The sequence below is a fragment of the Streptomyces sp. NPDC088812 genome, assembly GCF_044750285.1.
Classification (GTDB): Bacteria; Actinomycetota; Actinomycetes; order Streptomycetales; family Streptomycetaceae; genus Streptomyces.
Map to the genome: position 1 here is coordinate 142030 of NZ_JBIVJP010000009.1, position 20984 is coordinate 163013.

The following is a 20984-nucleotide window of genomic DNA, read 5'->3' on the forward strand; positions in this document are numbered from 1 at the left end:
CCGGTTATCGTCGCCGTATGGGCACCCCAGAGACTCACTCCACGGAACCCGCGCTTCCCGAACCCGTCACCGCCGTCGGACGGGACGCGTTGCGCGCGATTCTCGCCCGGCCCGCCGGGACGCTCGTCGGGCTCGACTTCGACGGCACGCTCGCGCCGATCGTCGAGAACCCGGACGACGCGCGGGCGCACCCGGACGCCGTTCCCGCCCTCGCCCGGCTCGCCCCGCAGGTCGCCTCGGTCGCCGTCGTCACCGGCCGCCCCGCCGCCGTGGCCGTGCGCAACGGCGGCTTCGCCGGTGTGCCGGGGCTGGAGCACCTGACCGTGCTCGGCCACTACGGGGCCGAACGGTGGGACGCCCGGACCGACACGGTCAGCGCCCCCGCCCCCCACCCCGGCGTCGCCGCGGTCCGTGCCGAGCTGCCGGGCGTGCTGGAGGCGGCCGGCGCGTGGCGGGGGACCTGGGTGGAGGAGAAGGGCCGGGCCGTCGCCGTGCACACCCGCCGGGCCGAGGACCCGCAGGCCGCCTTCGAGGCCGTACGGCAGCCCCTCGGCGACCTCGCCGCCCGCCACGGACTGATCGTCGAGCCGGGCCGGATGGTCCTGGAGCTGCGGCCGCCGGGCGTGGACAAGGGCGTGGCGCTGCTGGAGCACGCCCGCGAGACCGGCGCCGGGGCCGTTCTCTACGCCGGTGACGACCTCGGCGACCTGCCCGCCTTCGCCGCCGTGGAGAAGCTCCGCTCCGACGGCGTCCCCGGCCTGCTCGTCGCCAGCGGCAGCACGGAGGTCACGGAACTCGCCGAGCGCGCCGACCTGGTCGTCGACGGCCCGGCCGGCGTGGTGGGCCTGCTGCGGGCGCTGGCGGATCAGCTGGCCCGCGTCCCCCGCAGCGCCTCCAGCTGATCCAGGAACCACCGGGCCGGAGGCAGCGCGGTCGCGGCGGCCGCCAGCCGCTTGGTGCGCTGCGCCCGCTCCTCCGGCGCCATGGTCAGCGCCTCGTGCAGGGCACGGGCGGTCTCCAGGACGTCGTACGGGTTGACGGTGATCGCGTCCTCGCGCAGCTCGCCGTACGCGCCGGCCTCCCGGGACAGCACCAGCGCGCAGCCCCGGTCGGAGACGACCGGGACCTCCTTGGCGACCAGGTTCATGCCGTCGCGGATGGGGTTGACCAGCGCCACGTCCGCGAGGCGGTACGCCGCCAGGGAGCGGGCGAAGTCGTCCTTCACGTGCAGCACGACCGGGGTCCAGCCCGCGGAGCCGTACCGCTCGTTGATCTCCCCGGCCAGCCGCTGCACCTCGGCCGTGTAGTCGCGGTAGACGGCGAGGTCCTGGCGGGAGGGGTAGGCGAAGGCCACGTGGACGACCCGCTCGTGCCACTCGGGGCGGTCGTCGAGGAGCTGCCGGTAGGCCAGGAGACCGCGCACGATGTTCTTCGACAGCTCGGTCCGGTCCACCCGGACGATCACCTTGCGGGCGCCGCCCTCGGGGGCCGTGCCGATCTCCTCGCGCAGGGCCGCCAGGCGTTCCTCGACGTCCCGCTCGCGGGAGCGGGCGCGCAGGAAGTCGGCGTCGGCGCCCAGGCCGTGCACGCCGATCTCCGTGCCGCCCGTGCCGCCGGTGAACTCCTCGCAGCACGCGGCGAACGCGTCCGCCCAGCGGCGGGTCAGGAAGCCGAGCCGGTCCGCGCCGAGCATGCCCCGCAGCAACTGGACGCGGATGTCGCCGGGGAGCAGCCCGAAGTAGTCCACCGGCGCCCACGGCGTGTGCGAGAAGTGGCCGATGCGCAGGTCGGGGCGGAGCTCGCGGAGCATCCCCGGCACCAGGCACAGGTGGTAGTCCTGGACGAGGACCGCGGCCCCCTGCGCCGCCTCCTGGGCCAGCGCCTCGGCGAAGGCGCGGTTGTACGTCTCGTACGAGGCCCACTGGCGCCGGAACTCCGCGTCGAAGACCGGCTCCAGCGGGGTCTGGTACAGCAGGTGGTGGACGAACCACAGCACCGAGTTGGCGATGCCGTTGTACGCGTCGGCGTGCACGTCGGCCGGGACGGGCAGCATGCGCACGCCGTCCTCGCCGACCCCGCGCCGGACCGCCTCCCGGTCGCCGTCGGACAGCGCCGAGCACACCCAGAGGGCGCCCGCGTCCGGGCCGATCGCCGACAGCCCGGAGACCAGCCCGCCGCCGCCGCGTCTGGCGTGCAGCGAGCCGTCCTCACCGACGGTGTACGAGACCGGGCCGCGGTTGGACGCGACCAGCACCTGAGCAGCAGCACCGTGCGTGGAAGCCATACGCCTCAACCTAGCCCGGACCCGATCCGCTCAAACGTACGGACGCGGGGCGTGAACCGGTCGTGTCCGGCCGTATACGGCGCGTCGGGGAGGGGCGTCACCGCCGGGTCACGCGACCTTGCGGGTCGCGTACTCGGCGATCTCCGCCATCGGCGGCCGCTCCTCCGTGTCGACCGAGTAGGTGCGCGGCTCGAAGCCGTCCGCGCCCCGCTCGAACTGGGTCAGGGACGGGCGGACGAGGTGCCCGCGGGCCAGCCGCAGCTGTGCCGTGCGGTAGATCGCCGCGGCCATCCGGCCGAGCGCCTGCCCGTCCTGGTGGCGGTGCTTGCGCACCCCGACGTCGACCTGGGCCAGCGCGTCCAGGCCCACCAGGTGCAGGGCGTCGACCAGCATGCCCAGCTCCACGCCGTACCCGACGGGGAAGGGCAGCTGCTCCAGCAGGCGGCGGCGGGCCGCGTACTCGCCGCCCAGTGGCTGCACGAATCCCGCGAGCTGCGGCCAGTGCATGTTGAGCAGCGGGCGGGCCATCAGCTCCGTCACCCGGCCGCCCTGGCCGGCGCCGCCGGCCAGCGGGCGGTCGTACATGGCCTTGACCAGGTCGACGCCCGGATCGGTGAGCAGCGGTCCCACGATGCCCGAGACGAAGTCGGAGGAGAACTCCTTCAGGTCGGCGTCGACGAAACAGACGATGTCCCCGGTGGTGACCAGCAGCGAGCGCCACAGGACCTCGCCCTTGCCGGGCACGGCCGGGAGGCGGGGCAGGATCGTGTCCCGGTGGACGACCCGGGCCCCGGCCGCCGCGGCCACCTCGGAGGTGCGGTCGGTCGATCCCGAGTCGACGACGACGATCTCGTCGACCAGCGGGACCTGGTGCATGAGGTCGTGGCGGACGACGGAGACGATGTCGCCGACCGTCTCCTCCTCGTTCAGCGCGGGCAGCACGACGGACACCGTCTGGCCCGAGGCGCGCTTGGCGGCCAGGATCCGGTGCAGCGGCCGATCGGTCACGGACCAGGAGCGGGCGGCCAGCCAGCGCTCGACTTCTTCCAGCACGGTCTGCGGCTCCTCACTGTTGTGATCACACCAGGTACATACAAGGTGACAGTGTGATCCATCTCGCGGTTCGGACGTCTCCCTCAACTGTCCTGGCCTTCGGTTACAGTCTTGAACAACGCGGATGACCATCGCATGTCCGGGGTCGCCCGCGTCCACAACCACATACCGCTCATCCAGAGGGGCAGAGGGACACGGCCCGATGAAGCCCCGGCAACCCTCCAGCCGGTCTCGTTCACGGATCACTGCCACGGGCAGTCGACGATCCCCGCGAGGCTCCCGGCTCGGGAAGGTGCCAATTCCGTCTCACGGCGAGATGCGTCGTGGGGAAGATGAGGAGAAAGGGCCTCGCCTCACATGGCTGCGCAGACAGTTGCAAGCACCACCCCCTCCGTCACCGCCCCCTCCGGTACCGCCCCCTCCGTCGACCTCGGTCCGGCCGCGGCGCTCTCCTGTCGCGAGTGCGGTCACCGCGTGCCCCTCGGCCCGGTCTTCGCCTGCGAGGAGTGTTTCGGCCCGCTGGAGATCGCCTACGACTTCTCCGGACACGACCCGGAGGAGCTCCGCAAGCGCATCGAGGCGGGCCCCGCGAACATCTGGCGCTACGCCCCGCTGCTGCCCGTCCCGGCCGACGTGGCGGACAAGCCCAACCTCAACCCCGGCTGGACCAAGCTCGTCCAGGCCGACAACCTGGCGCGTGAGCTGGGCGTCGAGGCGGGGAAGCTGTTCGTCAAGGACGACTCCGGCAACCCGACGCACTCCTTCAAGGACCGTGTCGTCGCCCAGGCCCTGGAGGCCGCCCGCGCCTTCGGCTTCACCACCCTCTCCTGCTCCTCCACCGGCAACCTGGCCGGCGCCGTCGGCGCCGCGGCCGCCCGCGCCGGCTTCCGCTCCTGCGTGTTCATCCCGCACGACCTGGAGCAGGGCAAGGTCGTCATGGCCGCGGTCTACGGCGGCGAACTCGTCGGCATCGAGGGCAACTACGACGACGTCAACCGCTTCTGCTCCGAGCTCATCGGCGATCCGGCGGGCGAGGGCTGGGGCTTCGTCAACGTCAACCTGCGGCCCTACTACGCCGAGGGCTCCAAGACGCTCGCGTACGAGATCTGCGAGCAGCTCGGCTGGCGGCTCCCGGACCAGATCGTGGTGCCGATCGCCTCCGGCTCGCAGCTCACGAAGATCGACAAGGGGCTCCAGGAGCTGATCAAGCTCGGTCTGGTCGAGGACCGGCCGTACAAGATCTTCGGTGCCCAGGCCGAGGGCTGCTCCCCGGTGTCCGTGGCCTTCAAGGCCGGCCACGACGTGGTCCGTCCGCAGAAGCCGGACACCATCGCCAAGTCCCTCGCCATCGGCAACCCGGCCGACGGCCCCTACGTCCTCGACATCGCGCGCCGCACGGGCGGTGCCGTGGAGGACGTGAACGACGAGCAGGTGGTCGACGCGATCAAGCTGCTGGCGCGGACCGAGGGCGTCTTCGCCGAGACGGCGGGCGGTGTGACGGTCGGCGTCACCAAGAAGCTGATCGAGGCCGGTCTGCTGGACCCGACGCTGACCACCGTCGTGCTCAACACCGGAGACGGCCTCAAGACGCTGGACGCGGTCGCCGGGACCGGCCCGACGGCCACCATCCGCCCCACCCTCGAGGCGTTCCACGAGGCCGGTCTCGCCTGAGAGGCAGTTGTTCGTCTGCGGGCCGCGGGGGCTGGTCGCGCAGTTCCCCGCGCCCCCGCAGGGCGCCTACCCGTCCGGAGGAAACACAGTGAGCGTCACCGTCCGCATCCCCACCATCCTGCGCACCTACACGGGCGGTCGGGCCGAGGTCGCCGCCGACGGCGCGAACCTCGCCGAGGTCATCGCCGACCTGGAGAAGAACCACACCGGTATCGCCGCGCGCGTCCTCGACGACCAGGGCAAGCTGCGCCGGTTCGTCAACGTGTACGTCAACGACGACGACGTGCGGTTCGAGCAGGGGCTGGAGACGGCGACCCCGGACGGCGCCGGCGTCTCGATCATCCCGGCCGTCGCCGGCGGCTGACGCCCACTCCGTACCCACCGGTAGTAACCCTCGGTAACACAGATTACCCAGAGTTCATTGAATTGCCTCCTCCGCAAGAGAAGCGGAGGAGGCAATTCAATGTGGTTGAGCGCGGTACAGTTGGGGAACGCGCCGCCCATCGCATGCCGAACGCATATGAGCCCCGACTTCACATGCGGTGAGAAGTAGCCAAAGTGTGCAGGTATTTTGCGCCTTCTGTTCCCTTTATGTGGCCCGAATTGCCCTGAATTCGGGAGAATTCTCACCATATTTCGGACCGCTGACGTCCGGAATTCTCGTCCGATTGACCTGTTGCAGACGGCAGTGGGACAGATACATTCGGCCGCGGTCGACGCGTTCCGGCGCACGCCCCCAATCAGCTGGGGGGTGAGGTCTGACCCGGATCCGCGAAGTGTGGATCTGTGCAAGGGCCAGTAATAGGGGAGTTAGGCATGGCTCAGGGCACCGTCAAGTGGTTCAACGCGGAGAAGGGGTACGGCTTCATCGCGGTCGACGGTGGTGCGGACGTCTTCGTCCACTACAGCGCGATTCAGATGGACGGCTACCGCACCCTGGAAGAGGGCCAGCGGGTCGAGTTCGAGATCTCGCAGGGTCAGAAGGGCCCGCAGGCCGACATGGTTCGCGTCACCGCCTGAACGATTTTCAACGTTTTCCAACGAAGGGCCCGCACCCCGACGGGGGCGCGGGCCCTTCGTGCTGCCCGCGCCGCGCCGGGTCCCCCGGGGCCTTTCGTGACCTCGGGGCGGGGGGCGCTCCGGGCCCCCGGGTCCCGCGCCACCGGGGCGGTGAAGGCGCCTTCGTCCGGTTCGCCCCCGGGCCGATCCCCCCGAGGCGCTTGCACTCGGCATGCCCGAGTGCTAATCATTGGCGTTAGCACTCTGAAGGTGAGAGTGACAACGAAGGACCGGGTCGGTGAGGCCCGCAGGCCGGGTGGGGAAGGAACCACGAGGCAGGCGAGCCGTCCGTCGCGGGCGCGGGCGCGGTCCGAAGGAATCACCCCCAGTCCTGGAGGGACCACTTCACATGGCCAAGATCATCGCGTTCGACGAGGAGGCGCGGCGCGGCCTCGAGCGCGGCATGAACCAGCTCGCGGACGCCGTGAAGGTGACGCTCGGCCCCAAGGGCCGCAACGTCGTCCTCGAGAAGAAGTGGGGCGCGCCCACGATCACCAACGACGGTGTCTCCATCGCCAAGGAGATCGAGCTCGAGGACCCGTACGAGAAGATCGGCGCCGAGCTGGTCAAGGAAGTCGCCAAGAAGACGGACGACGTCGCCGGTGACGGTACGACCACCGCGACCGTTCTCGCCCAGGCCCTGGTCAAGGAGGGTCTGCGCAACGTCGCCGCCGGTGCCAACCCGATGGCCCTGAAGCGCGGTATCGAGAAGGCCGTCGAGGCCGTCTCCGCCGCCCTGCTGGAGCAGGCGAAGGACGTCGAGACCAAGGAGCAGATCGCCTCCACGGCCTCCATCTCCGCCGCCGACACCCAGATCGGCGAGCTCATCGCCGAGGCCATGGACAAGGTCGGCAAGGAAGGCGTCATCACCGTCGAGGAGTCCCAGACCTTCGGTCTGGAGCTGGAGCTCACCGAGGGTATGCGCTTCGACAAGGGCTACATCTCGGCGTACTTCGCCACCGACATGGAGCGTATGGAGGCCGTCCTCGACGACCCGTACATCCTGATCGCGAACTCCAAGATCGCGAACGTCAAGGACCTGCTCCCGCTCCTGGAGAAGGTCATGCAGTCGGGCAAGCCGCTGCTGATCATCGCCGAGGACGTCGAGGGCGAGGCCCTGTCGACCCTGGTCGTCAACAAGATCCGCGGCACCTTCAAGTCCGTCGCGGTCAAGGCCCCGGGCTTCGGCGACCGCCGCAAGGCGATGCTGAACGACATCGCCATCCTCACCGGCGGCGAGGTCATCTCCGAGGAGGTCGGTCTCAAGCTCGAGAACACGAGCGTCGACCTGCTGGGCAAGGCCCGCAAGGTCGTCATCACCAAGGACGAGACCACCATCGTCGACGGCGCCGGCTCCTCCGAGCAGGTCGCGGGCCGCGTGAACCAGATCCGCGCCGAGATCGAGAACAGCGACTCCGACTACGACCGCGAGAAGCTCCAGGAGCGCCTGGCCAAGCTCGCGGGCGGCGTGGCCGTCATCAAGGCCGGTGCCGCCACCGAGGTCGAGCTCAAGGAGCGCAAGCACCGCATCGAGGACGCCGTCCGCAACGCGAAGGCGGCCGTCGAGGAGGGCATCGTCGCCGGTGGTGGCGTGGCCCTGCTCCAGGCCTCCCAGGTCTTCGAGAAGCTGGAGCTCGAGGGCGACGAGGCCACCGGCGCCGCCGCCGTCAAGCTGGCGCTCGAGGCCCCGCTGAAGCAGATCGCGGTCAACGCCGGCCTCGAGGGCGGCGTCGTGGTGGAGAAGGTGCGCAACCTGACCCCGGGCCACGGCCTGAACGCCGCGACCGGCGAGTACGTCGACCTGGTCGCCGAGGGCATCATCGACCCGGCGAAGGTGACGCGCTCCGCGCTGCAGAACGCCGCGTCGATCGCCGCGCTGTTCCTCACCACCGAGGCCGTCATCGCCGACAAGCCGGAGAAGGCCGCTGCCCCGGCCGGCGGCGGCATGCCGGGCGGTGACATGGACTTCTGATCCTCTTCGAGGATCGGACCCGTCCGCGGTACCGAGGGCGGCATCCCCTGTTCCGACAGGGGGTGCCGCCCTCGGGCTTTCCCGGGCTTTCCCGGGCTTTCCCGGGCTTTCCCGGGTGTTCCCGGCTTTTCCCGGGCGTGTAGTGCGTTCCGGGCGTTCCCGGGCAGTCCCGTCGGGCGCGGCGGGTGATCCCCCGTCAGCCCTGTCCCAGCGCCTTCCCGATCGTGTCGGGGACGTCGGTGGTGATGCCGTCCGCGTGCCAGTCGCGCAGGAGGTGGGCCGGGCCGGCGGTGTTCACCGTCCACGGCCACACCTTCAGCGGCCGGCCGTGCGGGCCCTTCAGGGCCTGCGCCTTGCGCACATAGGCCTGGGTGAGGGCACGGTGGTCCGGGTTGATGACGTCCACGAACGTCGCGTACGACGCCAGCTCGCCGGACGTCGGGGTCTCGTCGCAGATGCCCAGCCTGATGTCCGGACGCCTGGCGCGGACCTCCTTCAGGGCACCGGCCAGGAAACTGATCACGTAGAGGCGGTTGTCGACGTGGTGGGCGTCCAGCCAGCCCTTCCGGTCGAGGACCTTCAGGATGTCCCGGGCGAGGCCGGGGTGGTTCCCCGGCCACTTCACCTCCAGCAGCAGCCCCTGGCCGTTGCGGTCGAGCCGGTCGAGCACCTGGCCGAGGGTGGGGATGCGGGCCGACGTGTACGCGGTCTTCTTCCACTGGGGCGAGGCCCCGGCGCGGAGCCTGCCCAGTTCCGCCATGGTGAAGTCGCCCACCTTCCAGGGGGAGCGGTGCGGGAAGACCGTGCGGACGTCGGTGGTGCGGACGAGGTCCTGGTCGTGCAGGACGACCAGCACACCGTCCTTGCTGCGCTGGATGTCCACCTCGACCCAGTCGGCGCCTGCCCGGTCGGCCCGGTCGACGGCTTCCAGGGTGTTCTCCGGGGCGAGGCCGGCCGCGCCGCGGTGGCCGATGACCAGGGGCGTGGCCTGTGCCGCGGCGGCGGGCGCGGAGTGCGGGGAGGGCGCGAGGAGGGACACGGAGGACAGGGCGAGGGCGGCGGACGTCAGGGCGAAACCGTGCACGGGCATGGGTGATGGCCTTTCGGATCGGGTTCCACCACGAGCCTGGGACGGTCGGCGACGAGGTGCCCAGCGGTGCTGCTCCACGTGAGGAGAGCCGGGAACATCCCGTAACGGAAGGCGAATTGACGATGAAATGTTGGGAAATGAGAGGAGTTGCCGAGGGGGCGTCGGGATGTCGGGGTGTGGGCGTGGGCGGGATCACATGGCGGGGTGGCCGGATGCGGAATGCCGGGCGTGCCGGAGCGGGTTGACGTGCTCGCAGGTACTCGATGCATGTGCACATACCGATTGGTCCCCCGGCGACAGACCCTAGGAGCCCCCACGTGACCGTCACCGCTTCCGCCGCCTCCCGTGCCGCCGAGATCCTCTCCCGTCCGGTCTCGTTGGGGGGCCTGACCGTCCCGAACCGGATCGCGATGGCGCCCATGACCCGCATGTTCTCCCCGGACGGCATTCCCGGCGACGACGTCGTGTCGTACTACGCGCGCCGCGCGGGCGCCGGCGTGGGTCTGATCGTGACCGAGGGGACGTACGTCGGTCACCCGTCGGCCGGACTGAGCGACCGGGTGCCGCGGTTCCACGGTGCGGAGCAGCTCGCGGGCTGGGCGAGGGTCGCCGAGGCCGTGCACGCGGCCGGCGGGACGATCGTGCCGCAGCTGTGGCACATCGGCATGGTCCGCAAGCAGGGCCAGCCGCCCTTCGCGGACGCCCCGGCCGTCGGCCCCTCCGGCCTCCGTGTCGACGGCACCGAGGGCACCGGCGAGGCGATGACCCAGCGCGACCTGGACGACGTCATCGGCGCGTTCGCCGAGGCGGCCGCGGCCGCCGAGCGCATCGGCTTCGACGGCGTCGAGATCCACGGCGCCCACGGCTACCTCATCGACCAGTTCCTGTGGGCGGGCACCAACCGCCGCACCGACGCCTACGGCGGCGACCCCGTGGCCCGCACGAAGTTCGCCGCCGAGATCGTGGCCGCGGTGCGCGAGACGGTCTCCCCCGACTTCCCGGTCGTCTTCCGCTACTCACAGTGGAAGCAGGAGGCCTACGACGCCCGGCTCGCCGAGACCCCCGAGGAACTGGAGGCCGTCCTCACCCCGCTCGCCGCGGCCGGTGTGGACGTCTTCCACGCCTCCACCCGCCGTTACTGGGTGCCCGAGTTCGACGGCTCCGACCTCAACCTCGCGGGCTGGACGAAGAAGCTGACCGGCAAGCCCGTCATCACGGTCGGCTCGGTCGGCCTCGACGGCGACTTCCTGCACGCCTTCCGGGGCGAGGGCGCCCCGGTCAAGGGCCTCGACGACCTCCTCGACCGGCTGGAGCGCGACGAGTTCGACCTGGTCGCCGTCGGCCGCGCCCTGCTCCAGGACCCGGAGTGGGCGGCGAAGGTCCTCTCCGGCCGCTTCGACGAGCTGAAGCCCTACGACGCGGCCGCGCTGCGCACGCTGAGCTGAGCCCTTCCCGCGCCGCGGGGCCGGTGGTCCGTGGGGCCGGGTGGTCCGTTGGGGGGGGGTGGTCCGTGGGGCCGGTGGTCCGCGGGGCCGGGTGGTCCGTGGGGCCAGGTGGTCCGTTGGGGGGCTGGTGGTCCGTGGGGCTGGTGGCTCGTGGGGCCGGGTGGTCCGTGGCGAGGCGGTCGGCGCGGGTGCGGCGCATCGGCCGCCGGGTGCCTCGCCACGGACCACCCGCACCGGCGGGACGGCGGCCGTCCGGCACTTTCCGGGCCGTCGCTCCGTTCCCCGGAGAGCCCCTGAAGCCCCGCAGTGAGGAGTGGCGAAGCGATGACGACAGCCGAACACCGGGAGCAGGCGTCCGCACCCGTCGTACGGACCGCCGCCGGAGCGGTGCGCGGGAGCCGGGAGGACGGTCTGGCCGTCTTCCGGGGCATCCCGTTCGCCGCGCCCCCGGTCGGAGCGGCCCGTTTCCAGGCCCCTCGCCCGCCCGTCCCCTGGGAGGGCGTCCGGGAGGCGGACGCCTTCGGCCCGCCGCCCCCGCAGGAGGCGGGCCTCCTCGGTCCCGGGGGAGCCGCCCCCAGCGGCGACGACTGGCTCACGGTGAACGTGTGGACGCCGGACCCGCGTCCCTCCGCCACGCCCCGCCCGGTGATGGTCTGGATCTACGGCGGCGCCTACAAGATCGGCCACTCCGGCAGCCCCGGCTACGACGCCCAGCACCTCGCCCGCGCCGGAGACCTCGTCGTCGTCACCCTCAACTACCGGGTCGGCATAGAGGGGTTCGCCCGGATCGACGGCGCCCCCGCCAACCGGGGTCTGCTCGACCAGGTCGCCGCCCTGGAGTGGGTGCGGGACAACATCGCGGCCTTCGGCGGGGACCCGGGCCGGGTGACCGTCTTCGGGGAGTCGGCGGGCGCCGGTTCGGTGGCGGCGCTGCTGGCCGTGCCGAGCGCGCGGGGCCTGTTCGGGCGGGCCGTCGCGCAGAGCGTCCCCGGCACTTACTTCTCCGACGAACTGGCCCGTGACCTGGCCGCCGCCATCGCCGCCGAGGCCGGGCTGCGCCCGACCGTCGCCGACCTGGCCACCGTCGATCCGCGGGTGCTGCCCGAGGCGGGCGCGGCGCTGGGCGAGAAGATGGCGGCGCGCGTGGACCGGTGGGGCCGGGTCGCGCCCACCGTCACCCCGTTCTCGCCGGTCGTCGACGGGGAGGTCCTGCCGGTCACCCCCTGGCAGGCGCTGGCGGCGGGCGCGGGCCGGGACGTCGAGCTGCTCGTCGGGCACAACGCGCAGGAGTACCGCCTCTTCGTGGCCATGGCCGGGCGGCTGGGAAAGGTGACCGAGGATCAGGCGACCGACGCACTGCGGATGTTCGGGCCGGGCGGCGGGGAGGCGGGGGAGCGGGCGTACCGTACCGCCTTCCCGCAGGCCGGGCCGGGCGAGCTGTACGAGCGGGTGCAGTCGGACTGGCTGTTCCACATGCCCTCCCTGCGGCTGGCCGAGGCGCAGGCCGCGGGGGGCGGCCGGGCCCACGTCTACGAGCTGACCTGGCCGGCCCCCGCCCTGGACGGCGCCTTCGGCGCCTGCCACGGCCTGGACATCCCCCTGCTGTTCGGCACCTACCGGGCGGACCTCGGGGCCCTGCTGTTCGGGGACGCGGAGGTGACGGAGGAGGCGAGGGCCCTGTCGTCCTTCATGCGCGGTGCCTGGACGGCGTTCGCGGGCACCGGCGACCCGGGCTGGCCGGCCTACGACACGGAACGGCGGCTCGTGCAGGTCCTGGACGCGCGGCCGGAGGTCCGCCCCTACCCGGAGGAGACCTCGCGCCGCCTGTGGGAGGACCACGACTTCCCGCCGCTGCCGCTGCTGGGGTCCTGAGACCGACGGGAGCGGGCGCGCGGTGCGTCGCCGCACACCGCGCGCCCGCCCGGCCCGTTCCAGGGACGGGTCTCAGGAGGTGAAGGGGACCGCGTCCTGCGGGTCGGTGTGCCAGTTGGTGACGAGGGGCCCGTCGACGAGGACGCTGCCGACCTCGAGCGAGAGGGGGTTGGGGTCGCCGTCGGTGACGGTGACGATGACGGTGCCGTACTCGGTGCCGGAGTCGTCGTTGGTGGTCTTCGGGCTGACGCCGGCGTAGGCCGTCGTGTCGCCGGAGAGGGTGATCTCGTCGCCGGCGACCTGCTCGGCGGGGCCGGCCTGGGTGCCGCCCGAGCCGAAGGCGATGGTGGGTATGCCGCCGGGCAGGGCGCAGGTGATGCCCGGCTGGGCCTTGACGCTGATCCGGTAGTAGCCGCCGGCCTGGGTCATCTCCTCGGCGCTCCAGACCAGGTCGTTGGTGCCGCAGGACTGGCCGTAGCCGGACTTGTCCCCGGCCTCCGTGGAGGAGTCCGCGGCGGAGTCGGTGCCGGTGGCCCCGCTGGAGCCCGAGCCCGAGCCCGAGCCCGAGCCCGAGCCCGAGCCCGAGCCCGAGGACGAGTTCGCGGTCGACGTCGAACCGCCGGTGCCGCTGTCGGTGGAGGTCTTGCTCCGGTCCTCGCCGGACGAGGGGGAGGAACCGGTGGCCCCGGTGGTGCCGGTGTCGGACGCGGCGACGGGAGCGGCGCCGGTCATGTCCTCCTCGCAGGCGGTCATCAGGAAGCCGGCGGTGACGGCGGCGGTGACGACCAGAGCGTTGCGCAGGCGGCGGTTCATGATGGTGTGTTTCCTTCTACGGACGATCACGGACGATCAATGGCGATCAGGGTGATCACGGATGGGGAGACGTGCAGGTGTTCGACGGCAGGCGGGTGAGCCGCCGTTTTCCGCGGGAAGCGGGGGTGGTGCGGGAGCGGGGGTGGTGCGGGAGCGGGCGGGGTCAGGGACGGACGACGGGCGCCGCGATCGGGGCCGGCTGGGGACCGCCGGCGGCCGCTGTCCGCCGGCGGTCGTCCTGCAGCGCTGCGGAGCGGGGCAGCGAGGCCGTGAGGAGGGGGCCGCGCAGGGCCGGCGCGCGCAGGGCGAGGGTGGCCAGGACGTAGCCGGCGACTCCGCCGAGCGTGTTGGCGAGGACGTCGTTGACGTCCACGGAACGCCCGTTGTTCAGGGCGATGTACGACAGCAGCTGGGCGGCTTCCAGGGACAGGCCGGCCGCCGCCGTCATCAGGGCCGCCCGCTTCGGTGAGGTGGCGTGCCGGGACATCAGAGGCAGCAGAAGGCCGGCCGGCACCATCATGATGACGTTGGCGACGATGGTGATGTCCGCGGTGAGCAGCGGGACGAAGTTGATCTGGCCGTACCAGGGGGCCTGGTTGGCGTACACACCCCACGTCACCTCCAGCGGGAAGATCGTCAGGGACAGCACGGCGGCGACGTAGACGGCGGCGGCCAGTTGCAGCAGGGCGCGGCGTTCGTTCCACGCTCCGCGCCACACCTGGACGGCGGTGCCGGCCGCGAACAGGACGAGCGCGGGGCCGAGAACGGGTGCGGAGTCCAGGTGGTAGCGGATGTCCATGAGGGGTGATCCTTCGGTCGGGGCGAGCGGCGCTGACGTCGTTCAGCTTCCTTCCGGGGCCAGGCCCGGCGGATCTCCCGAAAGATCCATTCCTCGGCGTACGGCTACGACTTTCGGCAGAGGGGGCCCGTCGGCGGGCGTGGATAGGGTGCTGATCATGCTCAGATCACCGCGTGCCGCGGCTGTCGGCCGGTTCGTCGGCAGCGCGCTGTCGCTTCTCGTCCTCGGCGTGGCCCTGCTGGTCGACCTCGGCATCGGCGCCCTCGGGCATCAGGGCACCGGGGTGTCGCTGTACCTGTCGGCGGCCGCGGCGGCGGTCGTCGCCTTCCCGGCCGCGGGGGTCAGGCTGCCCCCGGCGGTGCTGGCGTGGGCGGCGTGCGCCGTGGCCCTGGTGTCGCTGGCCTGCTCGGCCGGGCTGCGCATGGCGTCGGGCGGCGGTTCGGGCCTGGACCAGGCCTCCGACATCTACACCCTGTTCGAGCCGACCGCCCTGGTGGTGCTGCTCCATGTGACGGCGCGGCGGGGGTCCCCGGTCGGCACCGCCGTCGCCCTGCCGCTGCTCATGACCGCCGTCGTCCTGCGTCCGCTGGTGATCGAGGTGGACGAGGGCAGCAGCGTCGTCGCGCTCATCCTGACGCTGGTGGCCAGCGGTGCCCTGGCCTCCGGCCTCACCGGCCGTCTGGTCTTCGTCTCCCGCCGGCAGCGCGAGGAGAAGATCAGACTCGAACAGCGCCTCGCCTTCGCCCGCGACCTGCACGACTTCGTCGCCCACTACATATCGGGCATCGTGGTCCAGGCGCAGGGTGCCCGTGCCGTCGCGGCCAGGAAACCCCAGGCGGTGGGGGACGCCCTGGAGCTGATCGAGACCACCGGGGCGGAGGCGCTGACCGCCATGCGCAAGATGGTCGGTGCCCTGCGCGAGGACACCGTCCCGGACACGCGGGCGCCGGGGACGGACGCCGTCCGCGCGCTCGTCGCCGACTGCCGGCTGCCCGGGGCCCGGGTCGGCCTCACCGAGACGGGCCCGGCCGACAGCCTCCCCGCGGACGCCGCCCACCTCGTGGAACGCGTGGTCATGGAGGCACTGACGAACATCCGCAAGCACGCCCGCGACTACACCACCGCGCAGGTGCACCTGGACGTCTCCCGCCGCCGGGTGACCGCGCGGATCACCGACGACGGACACCACCGCCCGTCCGACGGCACCGGCTACGGACTGCGCGGCCTGCGCGAGGTCACCGACGCCGCCGGGGGCACACTGACCGCGGGACCCGGCCCCGAGGCCGGCTGGCAGGTCGCACTCGAACTCCCTCTTCCCCTACGGCAGGTGCTCCGATGACCATCCGTGTCCTTCTCGCGGACGACCAGACGATCGTCCGCACCGGCATGGCCATGATCCTGGCGGCCGAGGACGACATCGAGGTCGTCGCCCAGGCCGCCGACGGGGTCGCCGCGATCCAGCAGGCCGACCGGCACCGCCCCGACGTCGTCCTCATGGACATCCGCATGCCGCGGCTGAACGGCATCGAGGCGCTGCGGCACCTGCACCGTCCCGGGGCCGCGCACATCCCGAAGGTCGTCATGGTGACGACCTTCGACGACGACGAGTACGTCCACCAGGCCCTGCACCACGGTGCCTGCGGCTTCCTGCTCAAGGACGCGGGGCCCCGCCTGCTGGCCGAGGCCGTCCGCTCCGCCGCCTCCGGCGAGGCCCTCATCAGCCCCTCCATCACCGTGCGCCTGCTCCAGCAGTTCGCCCGCCCCGCCGCCGCTGCCGTCCCGGCCCGGCCCTCGCCCCTGTCCCAGCGCGAGACCGAGGTCGCCGTGCTCGTCTCCCGCGGGCACACCAACGCGGAGATCGCCGCCGCCCTGCACATCAGCGCGGGCACGGTGAAGACCCATCTCACCAACATCCAGGGCAAACTCGGTGTCCGCAACCGGGTCGAGACAGCGGCCTGGGCCTGGGAGTCGGGCCTCGCCCGCTGACCGGACCAGGAGGGGCGGCCCGGCCCCCACGGACGGGGCGGGACGGGGCGGGGCGGACCGATGCGGTCGTCGCGTCCTCGCCCGGAGGGGCCTCAGACGTTCCCCAGCGGTTCGATGTCCACGCGGACCGGGGTGCCCCAGACGCGCAGGACCTCGTAGTCGGTGAACTCGTGCACCAGACGGTAGGCCATGGCGGGCCGGGAGCCGCGCCGGGCGGCGGCGAGGTACGCCTCGGCCTCGCGCCGGTCGCGGCGGGGCGTGCCGCACAGCTGCCACTCCTGTCCGTTCCACAGCTCCGGCAGCCAGCGCTGCTGGGGCTGGGGGCGGTCGGCGCGGGTGCCGTAGCGGGAGGGGGCGGTCGGGTGCGGGGTCTGCGGGGCGGGGCCGTTGAACTCGGCGCGCCGGGCCGCCCGGCGGCGGGTCTCGCACAGCAGGCACAGGTCGGGGGCGCTCTCGTCGACGGGCCCGTTCGGGTGCTCGGCGCAACGGGTCGCGGGCGGGGCGCTGCCGGCGCTCTCGTCCAGCAGCTCCAGGGCCCGCCGCAGATCGGCTCTGACCTCGTGCAACTTGGCGTCGGGGGTGTCCGAGGAGAGGGCCTCGCCGTGCTCACCGAGGAGGCGGAGGGCACGGCCCAGGTGGGTGAGCTGGGCGTGGTTCATGGCGAGCGGCTCCGTTCCCTGCTGCTTTCCGTACTCGTGCGCTTCCCGCACTCGTCCGCCGGACTGCGATGACACCACCGTCGCACACCGCACCGACAGACCGGCTCCGGCGACCGCGGCAGCACCGGCATCATCCTCGCCCGCACCGCCGGCCTGACCCTGCTCGTCGGCGGGGCCGCGTTCCACGGGGGCCGCGCCACCGCGGCTCAGCGCCTCCGGCGTGGGTGCGATGTGGAGGCGCGTCGGCACCAAGGACAGCGACACCTCGCTGTCGGTCGTCTCCAACCTGGCCACCCGTCTGGAGAACCTCGGCGACGACGTGAACACCTTCTGCTACTGGGACGGCGGCCACGGCGCCGACCAGGACCCGGGTGACTTCATCACCTGGATCGCGACGGTGTCGGGCCACCGGACGGCCCGCCGGAAGTAGCCGGACCTCCCGGACCGGTCGGGTCTCCGGGACCGGCCGGGTCTCCGGGATCGGTCGGGTCTCCGGGATCGGTCGGGTCTCCGGGACCGGTCGGGTCTCCGGGACCGGCCGGGTCTCCGAGGCCGGTCGGGTCTCTGGGAGCGGTCCGGTCTCCCGGGGCGGTCGGGCCTTCGGACCCGGTCGGGTCTCCGGACCCGGTCGGCACGCGGTCGGTGACGCCGAAGACGTACGTCGCGGCGAAGCCGACCGCGTACCCCGTCAGCAGCCCGCCCGCGTAGATGCCGAGCAGTGTCCCCCAGCCCCGGTTCCCGGCCAGCAGGGGGAACAGGGCCCAGCCGGACGGGCCGATGGCCGTCGCGCCGACCCGGTCGCCGAGCATCGCGAAGAACCCGACGAACGCCCCGCCGGCCGCCCCGCCCGCGCACGCGGTGAGGAAGGGGCGGCCCAGCGGGAGCGAGACGCCGTAGATCAGGGGCTCGCCCACGCCCAGCAGGCCCGCCGGGAGCGCCGACCTGATCGTCGTGCGCAGGGACGTGTCGTGGCGCAGGCGGACGTACACCGCGAGGGACGCGCCGACCTGGCCCGCGCCCGCCATCGCCAGGACCGGCAGCAGCACGGTGTACCCCTGCTGCTCGATCAGGGCGGTGTGCAGGGGGATGAGCGCCTGGTGCAGGCCGAGCATCACCAGCGGCAGGAACAGGCCGCCGAGGACGAACCCGGCGAACGCGCCCGTCGTCGCCAGCAGCCAGTTCGCGGCCGTGCCGACGGCCGAGGAGACCGCGCCGGCCGCGTACATCAGGCCGTAGAGCGTGGCGAGGCCCGCGACCAGGACCGTGAGGGTGGGGGTCAGCAGCACGTCCAGGGCGTCCGGGAACCGTCCCCGGCACCACCGCTCCACGTACGCCGCGAGCAGCGCGGCCGCCAGCGCGCCCAAGACCCCGCCCTGGCCGGGGGCGAGCGTCACCCCGGCCACGGTGACCTTCGCGACCCCCGGATACACGACGATCGCCGCGACCGCGCCGCCGAGGACCGGTGTGCCGCCGAACTCCTTCGCCGTGTTGTGGCCGACGAACACGGCGATCAGCGCCATGAAGCCGGAGGCGACGGCGGCCAGCGCGGGCGTCAGCCACGGCAGCAGGCCGGCGTTCAGCAGCAGACCGTTGACACCCGCCAGGATTCCGCAGCCGATGAGGGCGGGGATGAGCGGCACGAAGACGGCGGCGACGCGGCGCAGCGCCGTCCTGACGGGCGTGGCGTTGCGCCGCCGCCGTTCCTCCTTCAACGCGGCCCCCCGCGAGGCCAGTTCCTCCGCGGCCGACCGGCCCCCCGGTGCCACCGCTTCCTCCGCCGTGGACCGGTCTCCCGGTGCCACCGCTTCCTCCGCCGTGGACCGGCCTCCTCGTGCCACCGCTTCCTCCGCGGCCGACCGGTCTCCCCGTGCCACCGCTTCCTCCGCGGCCGACCGGTCTCCCCGTGCCACCGCTTCCTCCGCGGCCGACAGGTCTCCCCGTGCCACCGCTTCCTCCGCCGTGGACCGGTCTCCCTGTGCCACCGCTTCCTCCGCGGTCGACCGGCCTGCCGGTTCCTCCGCCGTCGGCCGCGCCACCAGCTCCTCGAACGCGGCCGTCACCCGTGTCACCACCCCCGGCCCGAGCACCACCTGGTACGTTCCGTCGGCCACGACCAGACCGAGCACTCCGGGCAGCGCCCGCAGCGCCTCCTCGTCCGCGCGGGACGGGTCGGCCAGGCCCAGTCGCAGCCGGGTCATGCAGTGGGCGACGGACGTGACGTTCGCGGGGCCGCCGACCAGGGGGAGGATCGCGCCGGCCGTGGCAAGGGGATCGTTGGGCACCCCCCGAGGGTGCGGCTCAGGGCCGTGCCCCGGCGAGCGCGGCACGCAGATGACCGCCGGACTCCTCCAGAAGGCGGGCGGCCGCCGGCCCGTCCACCCCCGCGAGGAGGACCAGGATCGCGGGCTTCACCTCGCCGCCGGTCGCCGCGAGGGCCCGCTCGATCTCGTCGTCGCCCGCGCCGGTCGCCAGGGCGACGATCCGCCGCGAACGGGCGCGCAGCTTCTCGTTGGAGGCGCGGACGTCGACCATCAGGTTCCCGTACGTCTTGCCCAGCCGGATCATCGTGATCGTCGACAGCATGTTCAGCACCAGCTTCTGGGCCGTGCCCGCCTTCAGCCGGGTGGACCCGGTGAGCAGCTCCGGTCCGACGACCACCTCGATGCCGTGCTCGGCGGCCGCCGCCAGCGCGCTGCCCGCGTTGCAGGCCAGCCCGACGGTCAGGGCGCCGCGCGAGCGGGCGTACGCCACGGCGCCGAGCGCGTACGGCGTCCGCCCGGACGCGGAGACGGCGACCACCGTGTCGTCGGCGGTCAGCGCGAGCGCGGCCAGGTCGGCCTCCGCCAGCTCCGGGGAGTCCTCGGCGCCCTCGACCGAGGTGACCATCGCCCGCGGGCCGCCCGCGATCAGCCCGACGACCTGGCCGGGGGCCGTGTTGAAGGTGGGCGGGCACTCGGAGGCGTCCAGCACCCCCAGCCGGCCGGCGGTGCCGGCGCCGGCGTGGACGAGCCGTCCGCCGCGGGCCATGCGCGCGGCGATCGCGTCGACGGCCGCGGCGACGGCCGGCAACTGGCGCGCGACGGCGGCCGGTACGGCGGCGTCCTCGCCGTTCATCAGCCGGGCGATGTCCAGGGTGGGCAGCCGGTCGATCTCGGCCAGGTCCGGGCGGAAGGCCTCGGTGGTGAGTGAGTCGAGCTGGGCGCGGAGGCCGTGAGGGCGGGAGGCGGAGGTCATGGGAAGAGGTTCTCTCCGGTGCGGTGCAAGGTGATCAGGGAGTGGTGCAGCGTGCCCGCAAGGGGCGTGGGGAACCGCGCGACAGGCCGCGCCGGACCCGCGGACGCCCCGAACGGTCACTCCTACGGTCCACGGCTCACCGGTGCCGGTGGGCCAACGCCTCGTAGCTCGCGGCCAGCGAGGGCGCCGCCGTCTCGTAGGTCCGCTGGGCCACTCCCACGAACAGACAGTCCACCACCAGCAGCTGTCCGGTGCGCGACGACATCGCCGCGGGCCGCAGCTCGCTCTCCCGCGCGGTGGACGTCGTCAGCACGTGGTCCGCGTACTGCGCGACCGCCCCGCCCGGCCGTCCGGTGATCGCGACGGTCGTCGCCCCCCGCTCGAACGCCACCCGCAGCGGCTCGACGACGTCCCCGGTCGACCCGGAGTGCGTGACGGCGACGGCGACGTCACCCGCCCGCAGCTGCACGGCGCCGGTGACGGCGAGGTGCGGATCGCCGTGGGCGTGGGCCACCAGGCCGATCCGCAGCAGCTTCTGGACGAGGTCCTGGGCGACCAGCCCGGACGCGCCGACGCCGTAGACGTCGGTGCGGCGGGCGGCGGCCACCGCGTCGGCCACCGCGCCGAGCTGGACGGTGTCCAGGCCGGCGGCGGTGTCGGCGAGGGTCTGCCGTTCGTCGTGGGCGAGTTTGGCGACGACGTCGGCGAGCGGGTCGTCGACGGCGATGTCCGTGGCGATGACGGGCGCCCGCCCCGACTGCTGGTGCGCCGCGAGGCCGGCGAGGGCCAGCCGCAGGTCGCGGTAGCCGGGGTAGCCGAGCAGTCGGGCGGTGCGCACGACGGTGGCCTCGCTGGTGCCGGTGCGCTCGGCGAGGCCGGTGACCGTCAGCGCGGCGCAGCCCGCCGGGTCGCTCGCGACGGCCTCGGCGACGCGCTGCATGGAGCGGGTCAGGGACGGGGTGAGCGTACGGATCTTCGAGGCCAGCGCGGAGGCCGGGGCGCCGCCGAAAACGTCCTTCACGTCCTGCGTCACCTCCGAAACGTATT

The 20984-nt window shown here is 73.0% G+C and carries 19 protein-coding genes and 1 riboswitch; of the genes, 10 read left to right on the forward strand and 9 right to left on the reverse strand.

Annotated features, from left to right (window positions below):
• Window positions 1–17: 17 nt before the first annotated feature.
• Window positions 18–902: a trehalose-phosphatase gene (gene otsB / locus ACIP67_RS17970; protein ID WP_401692716.1), complete on the forward strand. Its 885-nt coding sequence runs from the start codon at window positions 18–20 to the stop codon at window positions 900–902.
• Here otsB and ACIP67_RS17975 read toward each other — a convergent pair.
• On the reverse strand, window positions 866–2284 hold the full coding sequence (locus ACIP67_RS17975) for a trehalose-6-phosphate synthase (RefSeq protein WP_401692717.1): 1419 nt from the start codon (window positions 2282–2284) through the stop codon (window positions 866–868). The two genes, otsB and ACIP67_RS17975, sit on opposite strands and share 37 nt — an antisense overlap.
• Window positions 2285–2392: 108 nt before the next feature.
• Window positions 2393–3337: a glucosyl-3-phosphoglycerate synthase gene (locus tag ACIP67_RS17980; RefSeq protein WP_389521341.1), complete on the reverse strand. Its 945-nt coding sequence runs from the start codon at window positions 3335–3337 to the stop codon at window positions 2393–2395.
• A gap of 169 nt (window positions 3338–3506) precedes the next feature.
• A riboswitch (SAM riboswitch) is annotated at window positions 3507–3676 on the forward strand.
• An 18-nt stretch (window positions 3677–3694) separates the two neighbouring features.
• On the opposite strand from ACIP67_RS17980, the gene thrC reads away from it, so the two are divergent.
• The 4 genes from thrC (at window position 3695) to groL (ending at window position 8039) form a co-directional block, all read left to right on the forward strand.
• Window positions 3695–5008, forward strand: a complete 1314-nt coding sequence (gene thrC, locus ACIP67_RS17985) for a threonine synthase (RefSeq protein ID WP_401692718.1) — start codon at window positions 3695–3697, stop codon at window positions 5006–5008.
• 88 nt (window positions 5009–5096) lie between these two features.
• Entirely contained in the window at window positions 5097–5372 is a 276-nt protein-coding gene (locus ACIP67_RS17990) for a MoaD/ThiS family protein (protein WP_401692719.1), read from the forward strand.
• A 452-nt stretch (window positions 5373–5824) separates the two neighbouring features.
• On the forward strand, window positions 5825–6028 hold the full coding sequence (locus ACIP67_RS17995) for a cold-shock protein (protein WP_004986573.1): 204 nt from the start codon (window positions 5825–5827) through the stop codon (window positions 6026–6028).
• 388 nt (window positions 6029–6416) lie between these two features.
• A complete protein-coding gene (groL, locus tag ACIP67_RS18000; RefSeq protein ID WP_401692721.1) occupies window positions 6417–8039 on the forward strand; it encodes a chaperonin GroEL in 1623 nt (540 codons plus the stop codon).
• 196 nt (window positions 8040–8235) lie between these two features.
• On the opposite strand, the gene ACIP67_RS18005 is transcribed toward groL, so the two are convergent.
• Window positions 8236–9129 carry a glycerophosphodiester phosphodiesterase gene (locus ACIP67_RS18005; RefSeq protein ID WP_401692722.1) on the reverse strand — a complete coding sequence of 298 codons (894 nt, stop codon included), beginning with the start codon at window positions 9127–9129 and terminating at the stop codon, window positions 8236–8238.
• Window positions 9130–9446: 317 nt separating this feature from the next.
• Between ACIP67_RS18005 and ACIP67_RS18010 the strand changes: the two genes are divergently transcribed.
• Together ACIP67_RS18010 and ACIP67_RS18015 are read left to right on the forward strand one after the other, a co-directional pair.
• Window positions 9447–10574: an NADH:flavin oxidoreductase gene (locus tag ACIP67_RS18010; RefSeq protein ID WP_401692724.1), complete on the forward strand. Its 1128-nt coding sequence runs from the start codon at window positions 9447–9449 to the stop codon at window positions 10572–10574.
• A gap of 324 nt (window positions 10575–10898) precedes the next feature.
• Window positions 10899–12446 (forward strand): carboxylesterase/lipase family protein, encoded by a 1548-nt coding sequence (locus tag ACIP67_RS18015; RefSeq protein WP_401692726.1) that lies wholly within the window; start codon window positions 10899–10901, stop codon window positions 12444–12446.
• Between the two features lie 72 nt (window positions 12447–12518).
• Here the strand turns inward: ACIP67_RS18015 and ACIP67_RS18020 are convergent, their stop codons facing one another.
• Together ACIP67_RS18020 and ACIP67_RS18025 are read right to left on the reverse strand one after the other, a co-directional pair.
• The gene (locus ACIP67_RS18020) at window positions 12519–13259 is read right to left on the reverse strand and encodes a DUF4232 domain-containing protein (RefSeq protein WP_401692727.1); all 741 of its coding nucleotides are present in this window, start codon (window positions 13257–13259) and stop codon (window positions 12519–12521) included.
• A 163-nt stretch (window positions 13260–13422) separates the two neighbouring features.
• Complete coding sequence (locus ACIP67_RS18025; protein ID WP_401692729.1) at window positions 13423–14058, reverse strand: VanZ family protein; 636 nt, start codon at window positions 14056–14058, stop codon at window positions 13423–13425.
• Window positions 14059–14215: 157 nt separating this feature from the next.
• Here ACIP67_RS18025 and ACIP67_RS18030 point away from each other — a divergent pair, with 157 nt between their 5' ends.
• Both ACIP67_RS18030 and ACIP67_RS18035 read left to right on the forward strand, forming a co-directional pair.
• On the forward strand, window positions 14216–15397 hold the full coding sequence (locus ACIP67_RS18030) for a sensor histidine kinase (RefSeq protein WP_401692730.1): 1182 nt from the start codon (window positions 14216–14218) through the stop codon (window positions 15395–15397).
• Window positions 15394–16044, forward strand: coding sequence for a response regulator (locus ACIP67_RS18035; protein WP_401692732.1), 651 nt, complete (start codon window positions 15394–15396; stop codon window positions 16042–16044). The genes ACIP67_RS18030 and ACIP67_RS18035 overlap by 4 nt, the downstream gene beginning before the upstream one ends.
• A 92-nt stretch (window positions 16045–16136) precedes the next feature.
• On the opposite strand, the gene ACIP67_RS18040 is transcribed toward ACIP67_RS18035, so the two are convergent.
• On the reverse strand, window positions 16137–16703 hold the full coding sequence (locus ACIP67_RS18040; protein WP_401692734.1) for a hypothetical protein: 567 nt from the start codon (window positions 16701–16703) through the stop codon (window positions 16137–16139).
• A 220-nt stretch (window positions 16704–16923) separates the two neighbouring features.
• Between ACIP67_RS18040 and ACIP67_RS18045 the strand changes: the two genes are divergently transcribed.
• Window positions 16924–17133, forward strand: coding sequence for a hypothetical protein (locus ACIP67_RS18045; protein WP_401692736.1), 210 nt, complete (start codon window positions 16924–16926; stop codon window positions 17131–17133).
• Here the strand turns inward: ACIP67_RS18045 and ACIP67_RS18050 are convergent.
• The 3 genes from ACIP67_RS18050 to ACIP67_RS18060 all read right to left on the reverse strand — a co-directional run bounded on the left by ACIP67_RS18050 (window position 17084) and on the right by ACIP67_RS18060 (window position 20970).
• The gene (locus tag ACIP67_RS18050; protein ID WP_401692737.1) at window positions 17084–18985 is read right to left on the reverse strand and encodes a PTS transporter subunit EIIC; all 1902 of its coding nucleotides are present in this window, start codon (window positions 18983–18985) and stop codon (window positions 17084–17086) included. The genes ACIP67_RS18045 and ACIP67_RS18050 overlap by 50 nt on opposite strands.
• Before the next feature lie 16 nt (window positions 18986–19001).
• Window positions 19002–19937, reverse strand: a complete 936-nt coding sequence (gene murQ / locus ACIP67_RS18055) for an N-acetylmuramic acid 6-phosphate etherase (protein WP_401692739.1) — start codon at window positions 19935–19937, stop codon at window positions 19002–19004.
• 136 nt (window positions 19938–20073) lie between these two features.
• On the reverse strand, window positions 20074–20970 hold the full coding sequence (locus tag ACIP67_RS18060; RefSeq protein ID WP_401692740.1) for a MurR/RpiR family transcriptional regulator: 897 nt from the start codon (window positions 20968–20970) through the stop codon (window positions 20074–20076).
• Window positions 20971–20984 lie beyond the last annotated feature (14 nt).